Origin of the sequence: Streptomyces triticagri, from assembly GCF_003429565.1 — a bacterium.
Lineage (GTDB): Bacteria > Actinomycetota > Actinomycetes > Streptomycetales > Streptomycetaceae > Streptomyces > Streptomyces triticagri.
Genome location: NZ_QUAK01000068.1, coordinates 44,496 through 63,544 on the forward strand (window position 1 = coordinate 44,496; position 19,049 = coordinate 63,544).

The 19,049-nt window shown below is 71.8% G+C and carries 16 protein-coding genes; 9 read left to right on the forward strand and 7 right to left on the reverse strand.

Annotated elements, in window-relative coordinates; genetic code table 11:
• Positions 1-143 precede the first annotated feature (143 nt).
• Positions 144-1,691, reverse strand: a complete 1,548-nt coding sequence (locus DY218_RS12480) for a class I adenylate-forming enzyme family protein (protein ID WP_128556046.1) — start codon at positions 1,689-1,691, stop codon at positions 144-146.
• 223 nt (positions 1,692-1,914) lie between these two features.
• Between DY218_RS12480 and DY218_RS12485 the strand changes: the two genes are divergently transcribed.
• The 4 genes from DY218_RS12485 to DY218_RS12500 all read left to right on the forward strand — a co-directional run bounded on the left by DY218_RS12485 (position 1,915) and on the right by DY218_RS12500 (position 6,116).
• Positions 1,915-3,141 (forward strand): amidohydrolase family protein, encoded by a 1,227-nt coding sequence (locus DY218_RS12485; RefSeq protein WP_128556047.1) that lies wholly within the window; start codon positions 1,915-1,917, stop codon positions 3,139-3,141.
• A gap of 13 nt (positions 3,142-3,154) precedes the next feature.
• On the forward strand, positions 3,155-4,309 hold the full coding sequence (locus tag DY218_RS12490) for an acyl-CoA dehydrogenase (RefSeq protein WP_128556048.1): 1,155 nt from the start codon (positions 3,155-3,157) through the stop codon (positions 4,307-4,309).
• 5 nt (positions 4,310-4,314) lie between these two features.
• Positions 4,315-5,217 (forward strand): acyl-CoA dehydrogenase family protein, encoded by a 903-nt coding sequence (locus DY218_RS12495; RefSeq protein ID WP_128556049.1) that lies wholly within the window; start codon positions 4,315-4,317, stop codon positions 5,215-5,217.
• Positions 5,218-5,660: 443 nt separating this feature from the next.
• A complete protein-coding gene (locus DY218_RS12500) occupies positions 5,661-6,116 on the forward strand; it encodes an ATP-binding protein (protein WP_128556050.1) in 456 nt (151 codons plus the stop codon).
• 318 nt (positions 6,117-6,434) lie between these two features.
• On the opposite strand, the gene DY218_RS12505 is transcribed toward DY218_RS12500, so the two are convergent.
• Positions 6,435-7,361, reverse strand: coding sequence for a cyclase family protein (locus DY218_RS12505; protein WP_128556051.1), 927 nt, complete (start codon positions 7,359-7,361; stop codon positions 6,435-6,437).
• Positions 7,362-7,471: 110 nt separating this feature from the next.
• Between DY218_RS12505 and DY218_RS12510 the strand changes: the two genes are divergently transcribed.
• Together DY218_RS12510 and DY218_RS12515 are read left to right on the forward strand one after the other, a co-directional pair.
• Positions 7,472-8,383, forward strand: coding sequence for an SDR family oxidoreductase (locus DY218_RS12510; RefSeq protein ID WP_128556052.1), 912 nt, complete (start codon positions 7,472-7,474; stop codon positions 8,381-8,383).
• A gap of 48 nt (positions 8,384-8,431) precedes the next feature.
• Positions 8,432-9,502: a Zn-dependent alcohol dehydrogenase gene (locus DY218_RS12515; RefSeq protein ID WP_128556053.1), complete on the forward strand. Its 1,071-nt coding sequence runs from the start codon at positions 8,432-8,434 to the stop codon at positions 9,500-9,502.
• A 258-nt stretch (positions 9,503-9,760) separates the two neighbouring features.
• On the opposite strand, the gene DY218_RS12520 is transcribed toward DY218_RS12515, so the two are convergent.
• Positions 9,761-10,741, reverse strand: a complete 981-nt coding sequence (locus DY218_RS12520) for a GlxA family transcriptional regulator (RefSeq protein WP_128556054.1) — start codon at positions 10,739-10,741, stop codon at positions 9,761-9,763.
• Between the two features lie 71 nt (positions 10,742-10,812).
• On the opposite strand from DY218_RS12520, the gene DY218_RS12525 reads away from it, so the two are divergent.
• Positions 10,813-12,129 carry an MFS transporter gene (locus DY218_RS12525; protein WP_407703608.1) on the forward strand — a complete coding sequence of 439 codons (1,317 nt, stop codon included), beginning with the start codon at positions 10,813-10,815 and terminating at the stop codon, positions 12,127-12,129.
• 64 nt (positions 12,130-12,193) lie between these two features.
• Here the strand turns inward: DY218_RS12525 and DY218_RS12530 are convergent, their stop codons facing one another.
• From DY218_RS12530 to DY218_RS12545, 4 genes are all read right to left on the reverse strand, one after another.
• On the reverse strand, positions 12,194-12,796 hold the full coding sequence (locus DY218_RS12530) for a flavin reductase family protein (protein ID WP_233521559.1): 603 nt from the start codon (positions 12,794-12,796) through the stop codon (positions 12,194-12,196).
• 89 nt (positions 12,797-12,885) lie between these two features.
• Entirely contained in the window at positions 12,886-13,758 is an 873-nt protein-coding gene (locus tag DY218_RS12535; RefSeq protein WP_128556055.1) for an enoyl-CoA hydratase/isomerase family protein, read from the reverse strand.
• Between the two features lie 112 nt (positions 13,759-13,870).
• On the reverse strand, positions 13,871-16,105 hold the full coding sequence (locus DY218_RS12540) for an acetate--CoA ligase family protein (RefSeq protein WP_128556056.1): 2,235 nt from the start codon (positions 16,103-16,105) through the stop codon (positions 13,871-13,873).
• Between the two features lie 614 nt (positions 16,106-16,719).
• Positions 16,720-17,901 carry a flavin-containing monooxygenase gene (locus DY218_RS12545; protein ID WP_128556057.1) on the reverse strand — a complete coding sequence of 394 codons (1,182 nt, stop codon included), beginning with the start codon at positions 17,899-17,901 and terminating at the stop codon, positions 16,720-16,722.
• Between the two features lie 223 nt (positions 17,902-18,124).
• On the opposite strand from DY218_RS12545, the gene DY218_RS12550 reads away from it, so the two are divergent.
• Both DY218_RS12550 and DY218_RS12555 read left to right on the forward strand, forming a co-directional pair.
• Positions 18,125-18,574 carry a DoxX family membrane protein gene (locus DY218_RS12550; protein WP_128556058.1) on the forward strand — a complete coding sequence of 150 codons (450 nt, stop codon included), beginning with the start codon at positions 18,125-18,127 and terminating at the stop codon, positions 18,572-18,574.
• Entirely contained in the window at positions 18,574-19,005 is a 432-nt protein-coding gene (locus DY218_RS12555) for a Zn-ribbon domain-containing OB-fold protein (RefSeq protein ID WP_128556059.1), read from the forward strand. The genes DY218_RS12550 and DY218_RS12555 overlap by 1 nt, the downstream gene beginning before the upstream one ends.
• Positions 19,006-19,049: the final 44 nt, after the last annotated feature.

Consider the following 19,049-nt stretch of genomic DNA (forward strand, 5'->3'; position numbering starts at 1 on the left):
CGGGAAAGTTAGGGTTCTTTCCAATTGCAGTCAAGGGGTTAGGAAAGTTTCCTTACAGTCGTCGCGCAGAAGTCGGCCCCCGGTGGCACGGCTGCACGGCTCACCGAGGGCTCAGCGGGGTGCGGGAAGCGCGGGACGCGAACTCAGGAGAACTGCGCGCGCAGCTCGTACTTGAGGACCTTGCGGAGTGCTTCGTTCCGGGGCAACGTCGGGAGGATCTCCAGGCGTTCGGGGAGCTTGTGTACGGAGAGGCCCTGGTCGCGCAGGTATCGGGTGACGGCGGGGAGGGTGAGCGGGGCGGCGCCGTCCGGCTGCTCGATCACCGCGCAGACGCGCTCGCCGCGCTCCGCGTCCGGGAGGCCGACGACCGCCGCGTCGCCGACGTCGGGGTGCTCGTGCAGCAGGTCCTCGATCTCCTTCGCGGAGATGTTCTCGCCCTTGCGGATGATCACGTCCTTGAGGCGTCCGGTGAGCACGAGGTGGCCGCTCGGGGTGAGATGCCCGAGGTCGCCGGTGATCAGGAACCCGTCCGGGTCGAAGACCTCCGCGGACTGCACGGGGTCGAGATAGCCCTGGCAGACGGCCTCGCCCCGCAGCCGCACCTCGCCGTCCGTGTCCGGCGGCAGTACGGATCCGTCGGGTCCGGTGATGCGTATCTCCATGCCGTCCGGCGGCCGGCCCTCCGTGGTGGCCAGATTCTCGACCGTGTCGTCGGGGGCGCCCATCGTGATCATGGGGACCTCCGTCATGCCGTAGCCGTGGGTGAGTTGGACGCCCATCTCCCGTACGACGGCGTGGTAGATCTCCGGCGGCTTCGGCGCGCCGCCGCCGGCGAGCAGGCGCAGCGAGGGGATCACCGGAGTGTCCGGATCCTTGCGCTGCTCGGCGAGGAACATCGAGTAGAAGGCCGTCGAGCCGCCCGCGACCGTCGCCCCGTGCCGCCGGTATCCGTCCAGCGCGCCCGGCATCGCGAACTTCTCGAAGAGGATGGCCGGGAAGCCGTAGAGCAGCAGCATCACCGTGTAGTCGGGCCCGGCTATGTGGGCGAACGGGAAGGCCATCGAGCCCACGTCGGACGCCGACAGGTGCAGCGCGTGGGCCAGGCAGGAGCCGCCCGCGATCAGCGAACGGTCGGTGTGCAGTACGCCCTTGGGGGCCGAGGTGGTGCCGGAGGTCCAGTAGATCCAGCGCACCGCCGTGCCGTCCGCGGGCGGCGGCGGCAGTACGGCCGGGTCGCCGTCGGGCAGTGCGCGGTAGCCGTCGAAGATGCCGCGGGTGCCCAGGCGTTCGGCCATCTCTGTGTGGTCGAAGCCGCGCCAGTTGCCGGGCGAGGCGAAGTACTCGGCCTTGGACTCGCGCAGTGCGAAGCCCACTTCGCGGTCCCGGTAGAAGGGGATGAGCGGGGTCTGTACGGCGCCGATCCGGGCGAGCGCCATGGAGAGCAGGACCGTCTCGATCCGGGTCGGCAGCTGCCAGGCGACCACGGTGCCGGGGCGGATGCCCAGTCCGTGCAGCCCGGCCGCCACCCGCTCCGAGCGGTCCCGCAGCTGCCCGAAGGTGAGCGTGCGGTCCGCCGCCGGGTCGTCCTCGGCCTGGATGAGGACCGGGTCGTCGGGGGTGAGCGCGGCGCGCCGGGCCACCAGGTCCCAGAGGGTGGGTGCGCTGCCGAGGCGGTGGGCGGTGCCGGTCATCGCGAACCTCCGTACTCACCGATGTAACTGACGAAGCGTCAGATCGTGTCGAGAGCGTAGGGCGCCGCGCCTTGTCGGTCCAGAGGTCGGGGGCTAGCCTGCTATCTGACGACCCATCAGGTAAGGCACGCCTCAGCGCCCGGCCCCTCCGGACATGCCCCAGGGACCGGTCCGCGTCGCAGGCCGCACCGCCGACACGGCACCGCCAGGTGAGGGGACCCCCATGGAACTGCCTCGGATCATCAGCGTCGACGACCACGTGATCGAGCCCGCGCACCTCTTCGACACCTGGCTGCCGAAGAAGTACCGCGACCGCGGCCCGAAGCCGCTCACCGCCGGCATCGGCGAACTCGAGTACACCGGCGGCAAGTACGTCATCACCATGGACCCGGACGGCCCGCCCACCGACTGGTGGATCTACGAGGACCTGAGGTTCCCGTACAAGCGGAACATCGCGGCCGTCGGCTTCGACCGGGACGACATGACCCTCGAGGGCATCACGCGGGCCGAGATGCGACCCGGCTGCTGGGACCCCGCCGAGCGCCTTGAGGACATGGACCTCAACCATGTCGAGGCGTCCCTGTGCTTCCCCACCTTCCCGCGATTCTGCGGGCAGACCTTCGCCGAGGCGCACGACAAGGAGGTCGCCCTCGCCTGCGTCCGCGCGTACAACGACTGGATGGTCGAGGAGTGGTGCGGCGGCAGCGGCGGCCGGCTCATCCCGCTCTGCATCATCCCGCTCTGGGACATCGACCTCGCCGTCGCGGAGATCAAGCGGAATGCCGCGCGAGGGGTTCGGGCGGTCACCTTCTCGGAGATCCCGACCTATCTCGGGCTCCCGTCGATCCACTCCGGGTACTGGGACCCGTTCTTCGCCGTCTGCCAGGAGACCGGGACGGTGGTCAACATGCACATCGGCTCCAGCTCCCAGATGCCGGCCGCATCCCCCGACGCACCGCCCGCCGTCCAGGCCTCGCTCTCCTTCAACAACGCGATGGCCTCGATGATGGACTTCCTCTTCAGCGGCGTCCTGGTCAAGTTCCCGCGGCTCAAACTCGCCTACAGCGAAGGCCAGATGGGCTGGATCCCGTACGCCCTGGAGCGCGCCGACGACGTCTGGGAGGAGCACCGCGCCTGGGGCGGCGTCCGCGATCTGATCCCCGAGCCGCCGTCCACGTACTACTACCGGCAGATGTTCTGCTGCTTCTTCCGCGACAAGCACGGGGTCGCGTCCCTCGACGTCGTCGGCCGCGACAACGCCGTCTTCGAGACCGACTATCCGCACGTCGACTCGACCTTCCCGCACACCAAGGAGGTCGCCCTCGACCACGTCAAGGGCCTCGACGACGAGACCGTCTACAAGCTGATGCGCGGCAACGCGATCCGCATGCTCGACCTCGACTTCGACCGCGACCGCGACTCCGCTCGCGACCGCGGCGCCGCGAAGTAGCCGGGCGGCCCGCGTGGACCTCGAGTACAGCGAGGAAGAGGAAGAGTTCCGGTCGAGGCTGCGGGAGTGGCTCGGCAAGGTGCTGCCCGGCCTCCCGCCGAAGCCGGACCCCACCGACTGGCCGGGCCGCCGCGCCTACGACCTCGGCTGGCAGCGGATGCTGTACGACGCCGGATACGCGGGCCTGCACTGGCCGGTCGACGCGGGCGGCCGCGGCGCCACGCCCACCCAGCACCTCATCTATCTGGAGGAGACCGAACGCGCGGGCGCCCCCTATGTCGGCGCCAACTTCGTCGGCCTGCTGCACGCCGGACCCACCATCGCCGCCGAGGGCACCGAGGAGCAGCGGCGCCGCTGGCTGCCGCCCGTGCTGCGCGGCGACGAGGTCTGGTGCCAGGGCTTCAGCGAACCGGACGCCGGCTCCGACCTGGCCGCGCTGCGCACCCGCGCGGTGCGCGACGGTGACCACTATGTGGTCACCGGCTCCAAGATCTGGACCTCGCACGCCGAGGTCGCCGACTGGTGCGAACTCCTCGTCCGCACCGACCCGTCCGCGCCCAAGCACCGCGGCATCAGCTGGCTCGCGATGCCCATGGACGCACCCGGTATCACCGTGCGGCCGCTGCGCACCCTCGCCGGATCCACCGAATTCGCCGAGGTGTTCCTCGACGACGTACGCATACCGGTCGCGAACCGGGTCGGCGCGGAGAACGACGGCTGGCGCGTCACCATGGTCACCCTGTCCTTCGAGCGCGGCACCGCCTTCGTCGGCGAGGTCGTCGCCTGCCGCCGCACCCTGGGCCGACTCGCCGCGCGCGCACGGGAGAACGGCCGCTGGGACGACGCCGTACTGCGCCGCAGGCTCGGCAGACTCAGCGCCGAATTCACCGCCCTGTGGCGCCTCACCCAGTGGAACGTCTCCGAGGCCCAGGCCACCGGCGGCGTCCCCGGCACCGGCGGCTCCGTCTTCAAGCTCCGCTACTCGCACGCCCGTCAGGAGCTCTACGACACGGCCGCCGAGGTCCTCGGACCCGACGCCCTCGACCTGGGCGAGGAGTGGACCGCCGACCGGCTCAGCTCCCTCTCGTACACCATCGCCGCCGGCACCTCGCAGATCCAGCAGAACATCGTGGCCGAGCGGGTGCTCGGACTGCCGAAGGGGCGGTGACCGGCATGCACTTCCAACTCACCGACGACCAGCGGGCCTTGAGGGCGGGCGTACGGCAGCTGCTCGAGGGCCGCTTCGGACGGGACGCGCTTCGGGCCGCCGTGGACGGGTCCGAGCGGCAGGGCGGCCCGGCGCTCGACCGGGAGCTGTGGCGGGAGCTCGGCGAGGCAGGCTTCTTCGCGCTGCGACTGCCCGAGAAGGAGGGCGGGGTCGGACTGGGACTCCCCGAGGCCGTGCTCGCCTTCGAGGAGGCCGGCCGGGTACTGCTGCCGGGCCCACTGGTCGCCACCGAGCTGGCGGCCGCCACGGTGCCCGGCGCCGCGGCCGGTACGACCGTGGTCACCCGCGCCGAAGGCCCCCTGGTGGCATGGCTCGACGCCGCCGACGTAGTGCTCGGCGACGTGGCGGGAGCTCGCCCCGTACGGTCCGTCGACCCGCTCACGCCACTGCACCGGGTGCCGTTCGAGCCCCGTCCGTCGCCGCCTGCCGACACGGCGGCACACGATCCCGCCGGGGTCCTGCTCACCGCCGCCGAGCAGCTCGGCAGCGCGGCCCGCAGCTGCGAGCTCGCGGTCCAACACGCCCGTCAGCGCGAACAGTTCGGCCGCCCCATCGGCTCCTTCCAAGCGGTCAAACATCTTTGTGCCCAGATGCTGGTGCGCACCGAGACCGCACGCGCCGCCGTCTACGCGGCCGCGGTCACCGGCGACCCGCTGGAGGCCGCGGGCGCCCGGCTGCTCGCCGACGAGGCGGCGGTCCGCGGAGCCCGCGACTGCCTCCAGGTGTGCGGCGGCATGGGCTTCACCTGGGAGTCCGACGTCCATCTGCATCTCAAGCGGGCCTGGCTGCGCACCGAACTCGGCCCGTCGGCGGCAGCGTCGGAGGAAGCGCTCGCCGCGGCGCTGTGACCGGAGTGAGGGGTGGGCGCGCCAATCCCGCGCAGCCGCCTGACGGTTACTCAGAGCGAGGCTTTGAGCAGTCGCCCGCCTCGATATCGGGTTGTGTCCCGGAACGCGATCGTCACGGCCCGGAGTCGGGCAACTGCTCCGGTACGCTCCGTGGGGTGCGATCGGTGCTGTGGTTGAGCCGGACCGGAGCTGCCCTCGGGGCCGCCCCGAAGCCCCGGATGCCCGCCGCTCGTACGGCCATTCCCTCTCGTACGCCCAGGTGTTCGACACCCCGCGAAGTGCGTCGCACAGTATGCCGCACCCGTACTCCTTCGCGCTGGAATATGCCCGAAGCGCTTGTTGGGGTGACTGTACGTCAACCATGCTGTCTCACACGGGGGTCACGGTGCGTGACTCCGAGGAGACACGAGGCGATGTGTCCGCCGGTTCGGATGGTGTGAGCGGTGCAGGTGCTTCAAGTGCAGACGGAGGTCGCGCCCGACCCCGCGGAGGTGGGGCGCGCCAGACGGTGGGCGAGGTCCCGGCTCGTGGGCAGCGGCATAGGAGCCGACGAGCCGCTGGCCGAGACCCTGGTCCTGATCATCTCGGAACTCGTCACCAATGCCGTGGTGCACACGGGCAGTCCGGCGGTCTTGCGCATCCAGCTCCCCGGGTGTTCCGGGGCCTGTCCGGGCACGGTGCGGGTGGAGGTCGCCGACGCCAGCGCCCGGCCCCCGCAGCCCCGGCACGCGGACGGCGAGGAGACGAACGGCCGTGGGCTCGAGCTCGTCGAGGGGCTCGCCGACCGCTGGGGCTGGCAGCAGGAGAGCGGCGGCAAGCGCATCTGGTGCGAACTGGACCACTGCGCGGCCGGCGTGGAGGCGGTCCCCACGGGCAGTGCGGTCGCCTTTCCGGTCTGAACGGCCGGCGAGGCCATTGCTCGCGCAATCACCGAAGTGGGTGTTGACGCGAGGTGTCCGATTGATCACCCTTGTGGCAGCGAATCCGCCGCGAGGGGATGTCGAGGGCGCCGCCGACGACTCGGCAGTACTCGGCAAGTGCGGTTCGCCGCCGGCGACCGGTCCCCTCGGGGCGATGACGGGAAGCGGACGCCGCAGCGGGTGGCGGCGCACGATGCCGCGCTCGGGGCGCCATCATCGCGCCGCCATCCCGCCGCGATCCCCCTGGCGCGCACGGGCTTCGGGATCTGAAGTGCCGCCCGTCCGCGGCACTTCCCCTCACAGCACCGCCACCGGCGCCACCGGTGTCCCCGTGGCGCCCACGAAGGGCTCGGGCATGGCCGACAGCAGGAAGGCGTGACGCGATTCCTGTGCACAGGCTGTGGACAGTTCCTCGAGATTGAAGTTCTGGCCCTGCAGCATGCCCATCTCCACCAGGTGCAGGGCGTGCACCGGGAGCCACAGGTTCTCGATCTCCGGGGGGAAGATCTCGAAGGTCAGGGTGTCGTTGGCGACGGCCGCCACGTCCCGGGCGTGGAACCACTCCGGGGTACGGATCGAGAGCCCGGGGGACGGATAGCCGTACGCGTGATGGTCGCCGGCCAGACTCAGCTGCAACTGGCCCGTGCGGACCAGGACGATGTCGCCCGCGCCCACCGTGACCCGGCCGAACTCGGCTGCCTCGTCCAGGTCTTCGGGCGTCACCGCGTGGTTCCCCGGCAGCCGGTCGAGGCCCTTCGCGCGGGCCACGTCGAGCAGGACGCCGCGCGAGACGAGGTGCGGCACCTTGTCGATTCCGCTGAACTCGGCGCCGTGGTGTGCGGTGATCGAATCGGCCGGGCGGCCGTTGTAGATCCGGCCCGAGTGCGACGCATGGGGCAGCGCATCCCAGTGGGTGGCCGACTGCAGGCCCAGGGTCACCAGATCGTCGCTGCAGGCCACCGTGCCCGGGCCGAAGATCTCCTGGTTGATCTGCACCATCGCGTGCACCGGGTTGATGCGCCCGGGGATCACCCCGGTCTGGATGCCGTCCTGGCGCAGCGGCAGGCCGAGCGGTATGCGCCGGCCGGAGGTGACGGTCGTGGCGGCGGCGCGGACCACCTCGTCGGTGATCAGGTTGAGGGTGCCGATCTCGTCGTCGGCGCCCCAACGGCCCCAGTTGTTCACGCGCTTGGCGATGTCGTGGAACTCGGCGGGCAGGCCCATGGCGCACTCCGTAAGTCCGGGAATCGATTCGGCTCCGCGGCCTTGTGCTCGTACGACCGGTGCCCCATAGAATCTAACGGTCCGTCAGAAACCGCGGGAAGGGGCCGGACGTGGGGAACTTCTTGGCAGGCAAGGCAGTCGCCGTCACCGGCGCCGGACGCGGCATCGGCCGGGCGGTCGCGCTCGCCGCAGCGGCCGAGGGCGCGAAGGTCGTCGTCAACGACTACGGAGTACCGATCGAGGGCGGCGAACCGGCGAGCGAGATCGCCGAATCGGTGGTCAAGGAGATCGAGGCGGCGGGCGGCGAGGCCGTCGCGGTGGCCGACGACATCTCCACGATGGACGGCGGCCAGAGGGTCGTCGACACCGCGCTCACCCGCTACGGCCGCATCGACGGAGTCGTCTGCGTCGCCGGGATCCTGCGCGAGCGCATGCTGTTCAACATGTCCGAGCAGGAGTGGGACCCGGTGGTCGCCACCCACCTCAAGGGCACCTTCACGGTCTTCCGCGCCGCATCGGCCGTGATGCGCAAGCAGGGCTCCGGCACCTTGATCGGCTTCACCAGCGGCAACCATCAGGGCAGCGTCGCCCAGGCCAACTACTCGGCGGCCAAGGGCGGCATCATCTCCCTGGTCCGCAGCGCGGCCCTCGGCCTGCACAAGTACGGCGTGACCGCGAACGCCGTCGCGCCCGTGGCCCGTACCCGGATGTCCGCCAACGTCCCCATGGAGCTCAAGGAGATCGGCGAACCCGAGGACGTGGCGGCCCTCGTCACCTATCTGCTCAGCGACCGGGCGCGCGAGGAGCGGATCACCGGGCAGGTCTACACGATCGCCGGTCCCAAGATCGCGGTGTGGGCGCAGCCCCGCGAACTGCGTGCCGGATACGCGGAAGGGCCCTGGACGCCGGAGCGGATCGCCGACTTCCTGCCCGGCACGGTCGGGACGGATCCCATGCCGCTGCTCGAGCAGGTGGAGCGGATGGCGCAGGCGGCGGCTGCGAAGGCCCGCCCCAACTCGTAGGCCCGCCCCAACTCGTAGCCCGTGGTCAGGAGCCGGAGGAGGCGTCCGATGCGCGCAGTGGTGTTCGACGGGAAAGAGGTCCAGGTCGTCGACGATCTGGAGGTACGGGACCCGGGGCCCGGTGAGGTGCTCGTCGCCGTCGCCGCGGCCGGGCTGTGCCACAGCGATCTGTCCGTGGTGGACGGGACGATCCCGTTCCCGGTGCCGGTCGTGCTCGGGCACGAGGGGGCGGGGGTGGTCGAGGCGGTCGGCGAGGGCGTGCGGCATGTCGCCCCCGGCGACCATGTCGCGCTGTCCACGCTCGCCAACTGCGGTGCCTGTGCGCAGTGCGACCGCGGGCGGCCGACGATGTGCCGCAAGGCGATCGGGCGGCCGGGGCGGCCGTTCACGCGCGGCGGGGAGCCGGTGTACCAGTTCGCGGCCAACTCGGCGTTCGCCGAGCGCACCGTCGTCAAGGCCGTCCAGGCGGTGAGGATCCCGCCGGAGGTCCCGCTGACCTCCGCGGCGCTCATCGGCTGCGCGGTCCTGACCGGGGTCGGGGCGGTACTGAACCGGGCCCGGGTCGACCGCGGCGACAGCGTCGTCGTCATCGGGGCCGGCGGCATCGGACTCAATGTGCTCCAAGGGGCCCGGATAGCCGGGGCGTTGACGGTGATCGCGGTGGACGCGAACGCCGAGAAGGAGGCGGTGGCGCGGCAGTTCGGCGCGACCCACTTCGTCGATGCGAGTACGGCCGACGGGGGTGTGGAGGAGGCCGTGCGGGCCGTGCTGCCGGAGGGCGCCGACCACGTCTTCGAGTGCGTCGGCAGCACCGCCCTGGTGCGGCAGGCGATCGATCTGCTCGGGCGGCGCGGGCAGGCGGTGCTGCTCGGGATGGCGGCGCCGGACGCGGAGGCGAGCTTCCTGCCGGCCGGGCTGTTCCTGGACAAGTCGATCCTGGGGTGCCGCTATGGGGCTGCTCGGCCGCAGCGGGATGTGGGGTTGTACGCGGCGCAGTACCTTGCCGGGAGGCTGTTGTTGGATGAGCTTGTCACTCGGACGTATGAGGTGGAGGACTTCGCGTCGGCGGTGAGCGATGCGAGGGCCGGGCGGCTGGCTCGGGGGGTTCTTACGTTCTGACTCCTGGTGTCTGCGGTCGGGTGGTGGTTGCGTTTTCCAGCCCGGCGCTGGGGCGCCTTGTCCTCAAGCGCCGGACGGGGTTGATGTGGTGGGCGGCGCCGGTGACCGTCACGGCGGTGCCTGCCGGCCCCGGGGCGGGCAAGTGCCCCGGCCGGCGCCTCGAGTTCGGCCGCACGGCCCACGAAATCGCTCGTCTCACGCGGAAGATCGGTCAGCACCCGTCGAGTCTCGCCGAGAGATGCGCGCCGCGTCCCGCGGTCAGCGGAAGGTACGGCGGTACGCGGTGGGGCTGACGCCCAGGGAGCGCTGGACGTGGGCGCGCAGCGACTGGGCCGTGGCGAAGCCGGCGTCGCGGGCCACGGCCTCGATGGGCAGGTCGGTGGACTCGAGCAGGTGCCGGGCGCGCTCCACGCGCTGACGGGTCAGCCAGGCGCCGGGGGAGAGGCCGACCTCTTCGCGGAAGCGGCGGGTGAAGGTGCGTACCGACATGGACTGGCGCTCGGCCAGGTCGCGCAGCTGGAGCGGCTCCTGCAGGCGGGCGAGCGCCCAGGCGCGGGCGGCGGCGGTGGACGCGACCTGGGGCTCGGGCACAGGGCGGTCCACGTACTGGGCCTGGCCGCCGTCCCGGTGCGGTGGTACGACCGTGCGGCGGGCCACGTCGTTGGCGATGCCAGAGCCGTGGTCGCGGCGCACGATGTGCAGGCACAGGTCGATACCGGCCGCGACGCCCGCGGAGGTCAGCACGTCGCCGTCGTCGATGAACAGCACGTCCGCGTCGACCCGTACGGACGGGAAGAGCTGCTGGAAGTGCTCGGCGGACGCCCAGTGCGTGGTCGCGGGCCGGCCGTCCAGGAGGCCCGCCGCGGCGAGGACGTAGCCGCCGGTGCAGATGGAGACCATGCGGGTGCCGGGACGGACACGGGCGAGCGCCGACTCCAGCGGGTCGGTCAATCTGCCGTCGGTGAAGACCGGGCCGAGTTCGTACGAGGCGGGGACCACGACCGTGTCGGCGCGGGCCAGCTCCTCGGGGCCGTTCTCCACCAGGACCGAGAAGTCGGCGTCCGTGCGGACCGGGCCCGGCGGCCGTACGGAACAGGTGGTGATCGTGTACAGCGGCTCGCCCTGGGCGGACCTTGCACGCCCGAAGATGCGCTGCGGGATGCCCAGCTCGAAGGGCAGACAGCCGTCCAGGGCGAGCACGGTCACGCGATGGGTCCTGGCCGCACGAGGTGGTGTCATGGCCCGATCCTAGCGAACCATGTCCGTCGGGCCACTCGTGCGGCGAAGCCGCAGGCGGCAGGCTTCCTGTCGTGACACAGACAACTTCCGGACCCGAGGGCACCGCCGCACCGACCGTCCAGGGCACGCCCCCGCCGATACGGCGCCGCACGCCGCGCATCCACCGCGCCTGGTTCGTCGCCGCCGTCGCGTTCGTGACGATCATCGGGGCGGCCGCGTTCCGCTCGCTGCCGGGTCTGCTCATCGATCCGCTGCACCAGGAGTTCGACTGGTCGCGCGGCACCATCGGCTTCGCGGTCTCGGTGAATCTGGCGCTCTACGGGCTCACCGCGCCCTTCGCCGCGGCCCTGATGGACCGTTTCGGCATCCGGCGCGTGGTGGCCGCGGCGCTCACCGTGATCTCCGTCGGATCGCTGCTCACGGTGTGGATGACGGCCGCCTGGCAGCTCATCCTCTACTGGGGACTGCTGGTCGGGCTCGGCTCCGGATCGCTCGCCCTCGCCTTCGCCGCGACCGTCACCAACCGCTGGTTCACCGAGCGCCGCGGCCTGGTCACCGGCATCCTGACCGCCGCGAGCGCCTCCGGCCAGCTGATCTTCCTGCCGCTGCTGTCCTGGCTTGTCGAGCACCACGACTGGCGTCCGGCCGCCGTCACGGTCGCGCTGTCCGCGTTCCTGGTGGTGCCGTTCGTGTGGCTGCTGCTCCGCGACCACCCGGCGGACGTCGGCCTCGCGCCCTACGGTGCCACCGAGTTCGTGCCGAAGCCGCCGCCGGTGCCGGGAGCCGCCACGCGCGCGTTGAGGGTGCTTTTCTCCGCCGCCCGTACGGGTCCCTTCTGGCTGCTCGCCGGTACGTTCGCGATCTGCGGGGCGTCCACCAACGGCCTGATCCAGACCCACTTCGTACCGGCAGCGCACGACCACGGAATGCCGGTCACCGCCGCCGCCTCGCTGCTCGCCGTGATCGGGGTCTTCGATGTGCTCGGCACGATCGCCTCCGGCTGGTTCACGGACCGCTTCGACGCCCGGCGCCTGCTCGCCGTCTACTACGCGCTGCGCGGCCTGTCGCTGCTCTTCCTGCCGATGCTGCTCGCGCCGAGCGTGCACCCGCCGATGGTCTTCTTCATCGTCTTCTACGGCCTCGACTGGGTCGCCACCGTGCCGCCCACGATGGCCCTGTGCCGTGCGCACTACGGCGAGGACAGCGCCATCGTCTTCGGCTGGGTCCTGGCCTCGCACCAGGTCGGCGCGGCCCTCGTCGCCTTCCTCGGCGGTATGGCCCGCGACGTCTTCGGCTCCTACGACGTCGTCTGGTACGCCTCGGGCGCCCTGTGCGCGGCCGCGGCGCTGATGGCGCTGGTGATCCGGAAGGGGAGGGCGGAGGTGTGAGGCCGCTGCCTCGGGTGGACGTCCCGCCTGAGGGGAACGTCCCGCGTCAGGGGAACATCCCGCCTCAGGTGAACGTCCCGAACCGCCCCCGGTGGAAGAGCAGTGGGGCGCCGTCCTCCGCCGCCCCGAGTGCGTCCACGCGGCCGACCACGATCAGATGGTCGCCGCCGGTGTGCACGGCGTGGACCGCGCAGTCGATCCACGCGCGCGTGCCGGTCAGTCGCGGGGCCCCGGAGGCGGGCGCCCTGTCGAAGCGCACGCCGGCGAACTTGTCGCCGCCGCTGACGGCGAACGACCGGCACAGGTCGGCCTGTTCGGCGCCCAGGACGTTCACGCAGAAGGCTCCCGCGGCGGCGATGCGCGGCCAGGTCGTCGACGTACGGGCCACCATGAAGGCGACCAGCGGGGGGTCGAGCGAGAGAGAGCTGAAGGACTGGCAGGCGAAGCCCGCGGGGCCGTCCGGCGCGGCCGCCGTGACGACGGTGACGCCGCTCGCGAAGTGGCCCAGTACGGCACGGAATTCGCCCGGGTCGACCGGGCAGCGTTCGTCGTCCCCGACCGCTCTCAGACGCGGGCGGGGCAGGGCCGTCACCGGCTCCGCCGTCGTCGGGGCGCCTACCGACCTGAGGTAACGGACGGCGGTGGCCGCCATCCCTGCGTGTCCCATCACGCCTACGATTGAACCTGACGATGCGTCAGATGGGAAGGGCTCGACAGGTGCGCCGGTCCGCCCGCCGCAAGCAACACCCCGCGCTTCTACCGGCCCCGGTACACCGCCGCCCTGCGTTCCACGAAGCTCGCGACGCCTTCCTGCGCGTCCGCCGTGGTCATGTTGATCTCCTGCGCCGCCGCCTCCGCCGCGAACGCCGTACTGCGGTCCGTGTCGAGCGAGGCGTTGACCAGCTCCTTGGTGAGGGCGATGGCACGGGTCGGGCCCTGTGCGAGCCGCTCCGCCCACTCCCGGGCCGTCTTCTCCAACTCCGCAGCCGGGACCACCCGGTTCACCAGGCCGAGGCGTTCCGCGTCCGCGGCCGGCAGCGCGTCGCCGAAGAACATCAGCTCCTTGGCGCGCTGCGGCCCGATCAGCCGCGGCAGCAGATACGCACCGCCGCCGTCCGGCACCAGACCACGCCGCACGAACACCTCGATGAACCGGGCCCCCTCCGCCGCGAGCACCAGATCGCAGGCGAACGCCAGATGGGCGCCGATGCCCGCCGCGGTGCCGTTCACGGCGGCGATCACCGGCTTCTCGCAGTCCTGCACCGCGGCGATGAAGCGCTGCGCGCCGCGCCGGACGGTGCGCGCCACATCGCCCGGCACCTGCTCGCCGGCCGGTGTCGCCGCGCCGGTCCTCAGGTCCGCGCCCGCGCAGAAGCCCCTGCCCGTAGCGGTGATCACCACGGCTCGTACGTCCGGGTCCGCGGAGGCGTCGGCGAGCAGGTCGATGATGCGGGCGCGCTGGTCGAGAGTGACGGCGTTCATGGCCTCGGGGCGGTTCAGGGTGATCCACGAGACGCCGTTGTCAGTGGCGTGGAGTACCAATGAGGAGGCGTCGGAGTCAGCGGTGGCGCGGGGATTCGGTTCAGGGGTGGAGGGAGTCGGCGGCGTGGGTGTGGGAGTGGGCGGCATCGTGGGGTGGCTCCGTTTCGTACTGCGCGGGAGTGGGCGTGGGCGCGGGTGGTGGGGCGGGGCGCGGTCCGGGGCGCGCCCCGCCGCCTCGCCGGCGGACTCGGTGGCTCGCTCAGTGACAGACGGCGAGCGCGTCGAGCGCCACCGCGCCCTGTCCCCGCGGCAGCACCATGAGCGGGTTGATGTCCAGTTCGGCGAGGTCGTCGCCGAGTTCGAGGGCCATCCGCTGCACCCGCAGGATCACCTCGACGAGTGCGTCCACATCGGCGGGCGGCGCGCCTCGTACGCCCCCCAGCAGGGAGTGGCCGCGCAGCTCCCGCAGCATCGCCCTGGCCTGGTCCTCGCCGAAGGGCGGCACGCGCACGGCCGCGTCCCGCAGCACCTCGACGAGCACACCGCCGAGCCCCACGGTCACGGTCGGCCCGAAGAGCGGATCGGGGGTGACGCCGACGACCATCTCGACACCCCGCTCGACCATCTGGCAGACCAGTACGCCGTCGAGCTCGACACCCTCGTAGCGGGCGATGTCGGTGAGCTCGCGATAGGCGTCGCGGACCTGACTGGCCGAGGTCAATCCGACCTTGACCAGGCCGAGTTCGGTCTTGTGCGCGAGGTGTGCGCCGGAGGCCTTCATGACCACCGGATAGCCGACCAGACCCGCCGCGCGCACCGCGGCCGCGGCACTGGTCACCAGCTGCTCACGCGGCACCCGGATGCCGTAGGCGCGGAGCAGCTGCTTGCCCGCGTGCTCGCTGAGCTGCCGGCCGGGCCGCATCAGCGACTGGGCCTTGCGGAAGGAGGGGGAGAGGGCGCGGGGTGCGTCGTCGAAGGGCGAGACATAGCCCTGGGTGAAGCGGTGGTGTTCCAGATGGGCGCGTACGGCCCCGATGCAGTTGGCGAAGGTACGGAAGGTGGCGACCCGGGAGGAGCCGAGCAGCGTCGTGCGATAGGCCTCCTCGGTGCCGAGGGGCGAGCCCCACACGACGCAGACCAGCTTGTCGGTGCGCTCCGCCGCGTCCACCAGATCCTGCGCGAGCCGATCGCTCATCGGCGGGAAGGGGCCGGTGATCGGGCAGATCAGGACGCCCACCTCGGGGTCGTCGAGTATCGAGTCGATGATGCGGCGGCCCCGCCAGTCGCCCACGGGGTGCCCGCCGTTGTCGACCGGGTTCGCGACGTTCAGGTAGTCGGGTATCCACTGGTGCAGCTCGCTCTGCCGCTCGGCGGAGAGCGTGGGGAGGTGAAGCCCGGCCTCGGTGGCCAGGTCCGCGAAGTGTGCGCCCGTGCCGCCCGAGATCGAATACACCACGACACCGTCCGCCTGCGGCTTGCGCGCACGGGCCAACAGGGCCGCGGTGTCCTGGAGTTCGTCGAGTCCGTCGACCCGGATCACGCCGAACTGCCGCATGGCCGCGTCCACCACGGTGTCGGCGCCGGTGAGCTTTCCGGTGTGTGAGGCGGCGGTGCGGGCGCCGGTCTCGGTACGGCCCACCTTCACCGCCACCACAGGGACGCCGCGCCGTGCCGCGTGGTCGGCGGCGAGCAGGAAGGAGCGGCCGTCCTTGAGCCCCTCCACATAGCAGGCGATGGCGCCGACCTCCGGCTGGTCCGCGAAGTAGGAGAGGAAGTCGGCGGTCTCCAGATCGGCCTCGTTCCCCGTCGGGGCCCAGTGGGAGAGGCGGATGCCGAGCTCCTGCAGGGTGAAGACCGGGCGGCCCTGATGGCCGGATTGGGTGATCAGGGCGATTGCCGGTCCTTCGAGGTCGTCGCGGAACTTCTCGAAGGCGTTGAGGTTGGTGTTGGGGCCGAGGAGCCGGATGCCGGAGCGCTCCACGGCGGCGGCGAGCCGGGTCTGGGCGACCGCGCCCTCCTCCCCGGTCTCGGCGAATCCGGAGGCGAAGGCGACGGCGAACTTGACCTTGGCCTCGGCCAGTTCCTGCACCACGGGCAGCGGGTCACCGACCAGGAGTACGGCGAGGTCCACCTGCTCGGGCAGTTCGGCGACGGAGGTGGAGCAGGGGATTCCGTAGACGCTCTCGCGCGTCGGATGGACGGGGTGCAGCCGGGCGCCGACCCGCTCGGCCCAGGCGATCAGCTGCCGGGTGATACCGGAGTTGGGGCGGCCCTCGGCGTCGGACGCACCGATGACCGCGACGGATTCGGGACGGAAGAAGCGGTCCAGGTCGGGCACATCGGCGTGCAGCGGGCGTCCGCTCACATCCAGTGCGTCGCCGGTGCCCGGTGCCGTCGCGGTGCTGTGCACCGCGGGCGCGGAACGCTCGCCGCAGGCCACGACCTGGGCCGGACGGGGGTCGGTGGTGAGGGTGCCGTGGGTCGATCCAAGCATCGCTGACGCCCGCCTCCTGTGGTAACGGCCTGCAGAGCTGACACTTAGTCAGATTACTGAACTGACGCTCCGTCAGGAACAGGTCGGCGAGCAAAGACTTGCGGTCGGCGGGACGGCGGACGAGGGCGGGGCGGACCTCGGCGGTCGACGGGAATCGGTACCGGGGGTACCGATCTCGAAGAGTCCGTACCCGCGGGGCACGCTCCCGGAACGCGACACGGGCGAGCGATGCGGGTCGGCCTCGGGGAGACGCTCCTGGAGCATGTCCGCACAGGACTTTGCGGACATGCCCCAGGTCCTGTCCGGCGGATCTTCGCGGGCTCGCGGCGCCTGGCACGTTCCCCCAGCCTCCGGCCGGGGGAACCCCCACTCGCCGCACGCCCGAATCACCCGAGTGCGTCCAGTACGAGGGCGATCCGGGCGCACTCCCCCAGCCTTCGGCCGGGGGGGACCCCCAGAGCACGCACCTGGGGGCACCTCCCGGCCGGAGGCTGGGGGAGCCGCGAGCTGACCCGCGAAGATCCGCCGGACAGGACCTGGCCGCAGCGCCGGTTCACCCGTTCATCGGCCTTGCGCCCGCGCCGCCCGNCTGGCCGCAGCGCCGGTTCACCCGTTCATCGGCCTTGCGCCCGCGCCGCCCGTGACGTCCCCCGCGCGATGTGCTTCGCGATTTTCTCGGCGTCCATCGCCATCTCACGGAGCATGCCGCTGATCGGGTTGGTGAAGCCCGTGAAGTACAGGCCGGGGGCCTGGTGCGGGCTGCGGGCGCCGTGTGTGACGGGGCGGCCGCGGGCGTCGAGCACATCGAGGTCGCCGAGCAGGCCCTCCAGGGCGCGGTCGTAGCCGGTCGCGGCGATCACCACGTCGGGCTCGATCCGCGACCCGTCCGCGAGGACCACCGCGCCGTCGTCGAACTCCTCGACGGCGGCGACCGGTTCGACCTTCCCGGACTGCACGGCCGCGATCAGGCCGACGTCCTGCACCGGGATCGCCCCCTCCTTGACCCGGGTGTACAGGCCGGTGTCCGGCCGCGGCAGCCCGTGTTCGGCGAGGTCGGGCACGCTGAGCCGGGCGACGCGCGGCGCGATCCGGTCGACCAGGCCGACCGGGAGGCGCCGGCACAGGATGCCGGTCAGCTGTGCGGGCCAGCCGGCCGTGGAACGGCGCACGATGTGCGGAGCGGTGCGCACCGCGAGCCGTACCCGCGCCGCGCCGCCCTCCACCAGGTCTACGGCTATCTCGGCCCCGGTGTTGCCCACGCCGACGACCAGGACGTCCCGGCCCGCGTACGGGGCGGGGTTGCGGTACTCGCCCGCGTGCAGCAGCTCGCCCTTGTACGTGTCGCGGCCCGGCCAGTCCGGGATCCGGGGCGTGTGGTTGTAGCCGGTGGCCACCACCACCTCGGACGCGGTGAGTTCACGGCCGCCGGTGGCGTGCAGCACCCAGCCCTCGCCGTCCGCCGCACGTACCACCCGGGAGACCTCGACGCCCGTGACGACTTCGAGTTCGTGGTACTCGGCGTACTTCTCCAGGTACCGCACCACATCGTCCCGGGCGACCCAGCGGCCGAACGAACGCGGCATGGCAAGACCCGGCAGGGCCGAGCGCGCCCGGGTGGTGTGCAGGTGGAGGCGGTCGTAGTGCCGGCGCCAGGAGGCGCCGACGGAGTCCGACTTCTCCAGGACCACCGCGCGCACCCCGTGGGCCCGCAGCGCGGCGGCAGCCGCCAGGCCGCCCGGACCGCCCCCGATGATGTGCACGGGGCGGTCCTGGTGGAGCTGCGGTACGTCGTTCATGTTCGGGAGCGTACTGACCAGCGGCGTTGATGTGGCCGGGTCAACGGGGAAACCGATTGCGAATTGATCACGGCGGTTCCGTGTGCCGGCCCCCTCGGTCGACCCTCTGGTCCCGGCATCTGAACTGACGTACCGTCAGATCCCGCGTACCGGCGATCTCCACGAGGGGACGCAGGAGCGGACGCACGAGGGGACCGACGCACGAGGGGACAGGGGACACCGCATGCAGACGATCTGGCTCAGCGGCGCGGAATGGCTGGCCGTGCTGCGCATCGGGCTCGGCCTGTGGTGGCTGGAGAGCTGGCGCCACAAGGACCGCAAGGCCTGGTTCGAGCGCGGCACCGGTATCGCCTGGGCCGCCGACGTGGCCGGCAAGCACCGGTGGCCGTTCGTCACCCGCGGCTTCCGCGCCGTCGTCGAACCCCGCCCCAAGGCCATGGCGTACATCGTCGTGTACGCCGAACTCGCGCTGGGCCTGGGCCTGGTGCTCGGCCTGCTGACCCCGGTCGCCCTGATCGGCGGCCTCCTCCTGAACCTCCTCTACCTCGTCCTGATGATCCACGACTGGGCCGAGCAGGGACAGAACTCGATGATGGCGCTGATCTCCCTGGTCGCCCTCCTCGGCATGTCCTGGCAGACCTGGTCGCTCGACAGCGCGATCGGACTCTTCTGATGCCGGCACCCACCCCCACCCCGCGCCACGACCTCCCCGAGCCCGACGCCTTCACCCGGGCCTACTGGGACGCCGCGGCCGACGGCCGTCTCCTGCTGCGCCGCTGCCGCGCCTGCGGTCGCGCGCACCACTACCCGCGCGAGTTCTGCCCGCACTGCTGGAGCGACGACGTCGACTGGGAGCCGGCCTCCGGCCGCGCCACGCTCTACACCTGGTCCACGGTCCACCGCAACGACCTGCCGCCCTTCGGCACCCGCACCCCGTACGTCGCCGCGGTCGTCGACCTCGCGGAGGGGCCGCGGATGATGACGGAGCTCGTCGAGGCGCCCGCGGACGCGCTCGCCGTCGGTATGCCGCTGACCGTCGGCTTCCGCCGGGAGGAGGACTTCGCGATCCCCGTGTTCCGGCCCGAGGTACCAGCCGAGGGATGAGCCCGGGGGAGGTAGTGAGAAGTCGCGTGCGGCAGGCGTCGAAG

Coding starts and splice junctions, on each gene's coding strand:
- DY218_RS12480 (WP_128556046.1), bottom strand. CDS start 1,691: ATGACCGGCACCGCCCACCGCCTCGGCAGCGCACCCACCCTCTGGGAC.
- DY218_RS12485 (WP_128556047.1), top strand. CDS start 1,915: ATGGAACTGCCTCGGATCATCAGCGTCGACGACCACGTGATCGAGCCC.
- DY218_RS12495 (WP_128556049.1), top strand. CDS start 4,315: ATGCACTTCCAACTCACCGACGACCAGCGGGCCTTGAGGGCGGGCGTA.
- DY218_RS12505 (WP_128556051.1), bottom strand. CDS start 7,361: ATGGGCCTGCCCGCCGAGTTCCACGACATCGCCAAGCGCGTGAACAAC.
- DY218_RS12515 (WP_128556053.1), top strand. CDS start 8,432: ATGCGCGCAGTGGTGTTCGACGGGAAAGAGGTCCAGGTCGTCGACGAT.
- DY218_RS12520 (WP_128556054.1), bottom strand. CDS start 10,741: ATGACACCACCTCGTGCGGCCAGGACCCATCGCGTGACCGTGCTCGCC.
- DY218_RS12530 (WP_233521559.1), bottom strand. CDS start 12,796: ATGGGACACGCAGGGATGGCGGCCACCGCCGTCCGTTACCTCAGGTCG.
- DY218_RS12535 (WP_128556055.1), bottom strand. CDS start 13,758: ATGCCGCCCACTCCCACACCCACGCCGCCGACTCCCTCCACCCCTGAA.
- DY218_RS12540 (WP_128556056.1), bottom strand. CDS start 16,105: ATGCTTGGATCGACCCACGGCACCCTCACCACCGACCCCCGTCCGGCC.
- DY218_RS12545 (WP_128556057.1), bottom strand. CDS start 17,901: ATGAACGACGTACCGCAGCTCCACCAGGACCGCCCCGTGCACATCATC.
- DY218_RS12550 (WP_128556058.1), top strand. CDS start 18,125: ATGCAGACGATCTGGCTCAGCGGCGCGGAATGGCTGGCCGTGCTGCGC.
- DY218_RS12555 (WP_128556059.1), top strand. CDS start 18,574: ATGCCGGCACCCACCCCCACCCCGCGCCACGACCTCCCCGAGCCCGAC.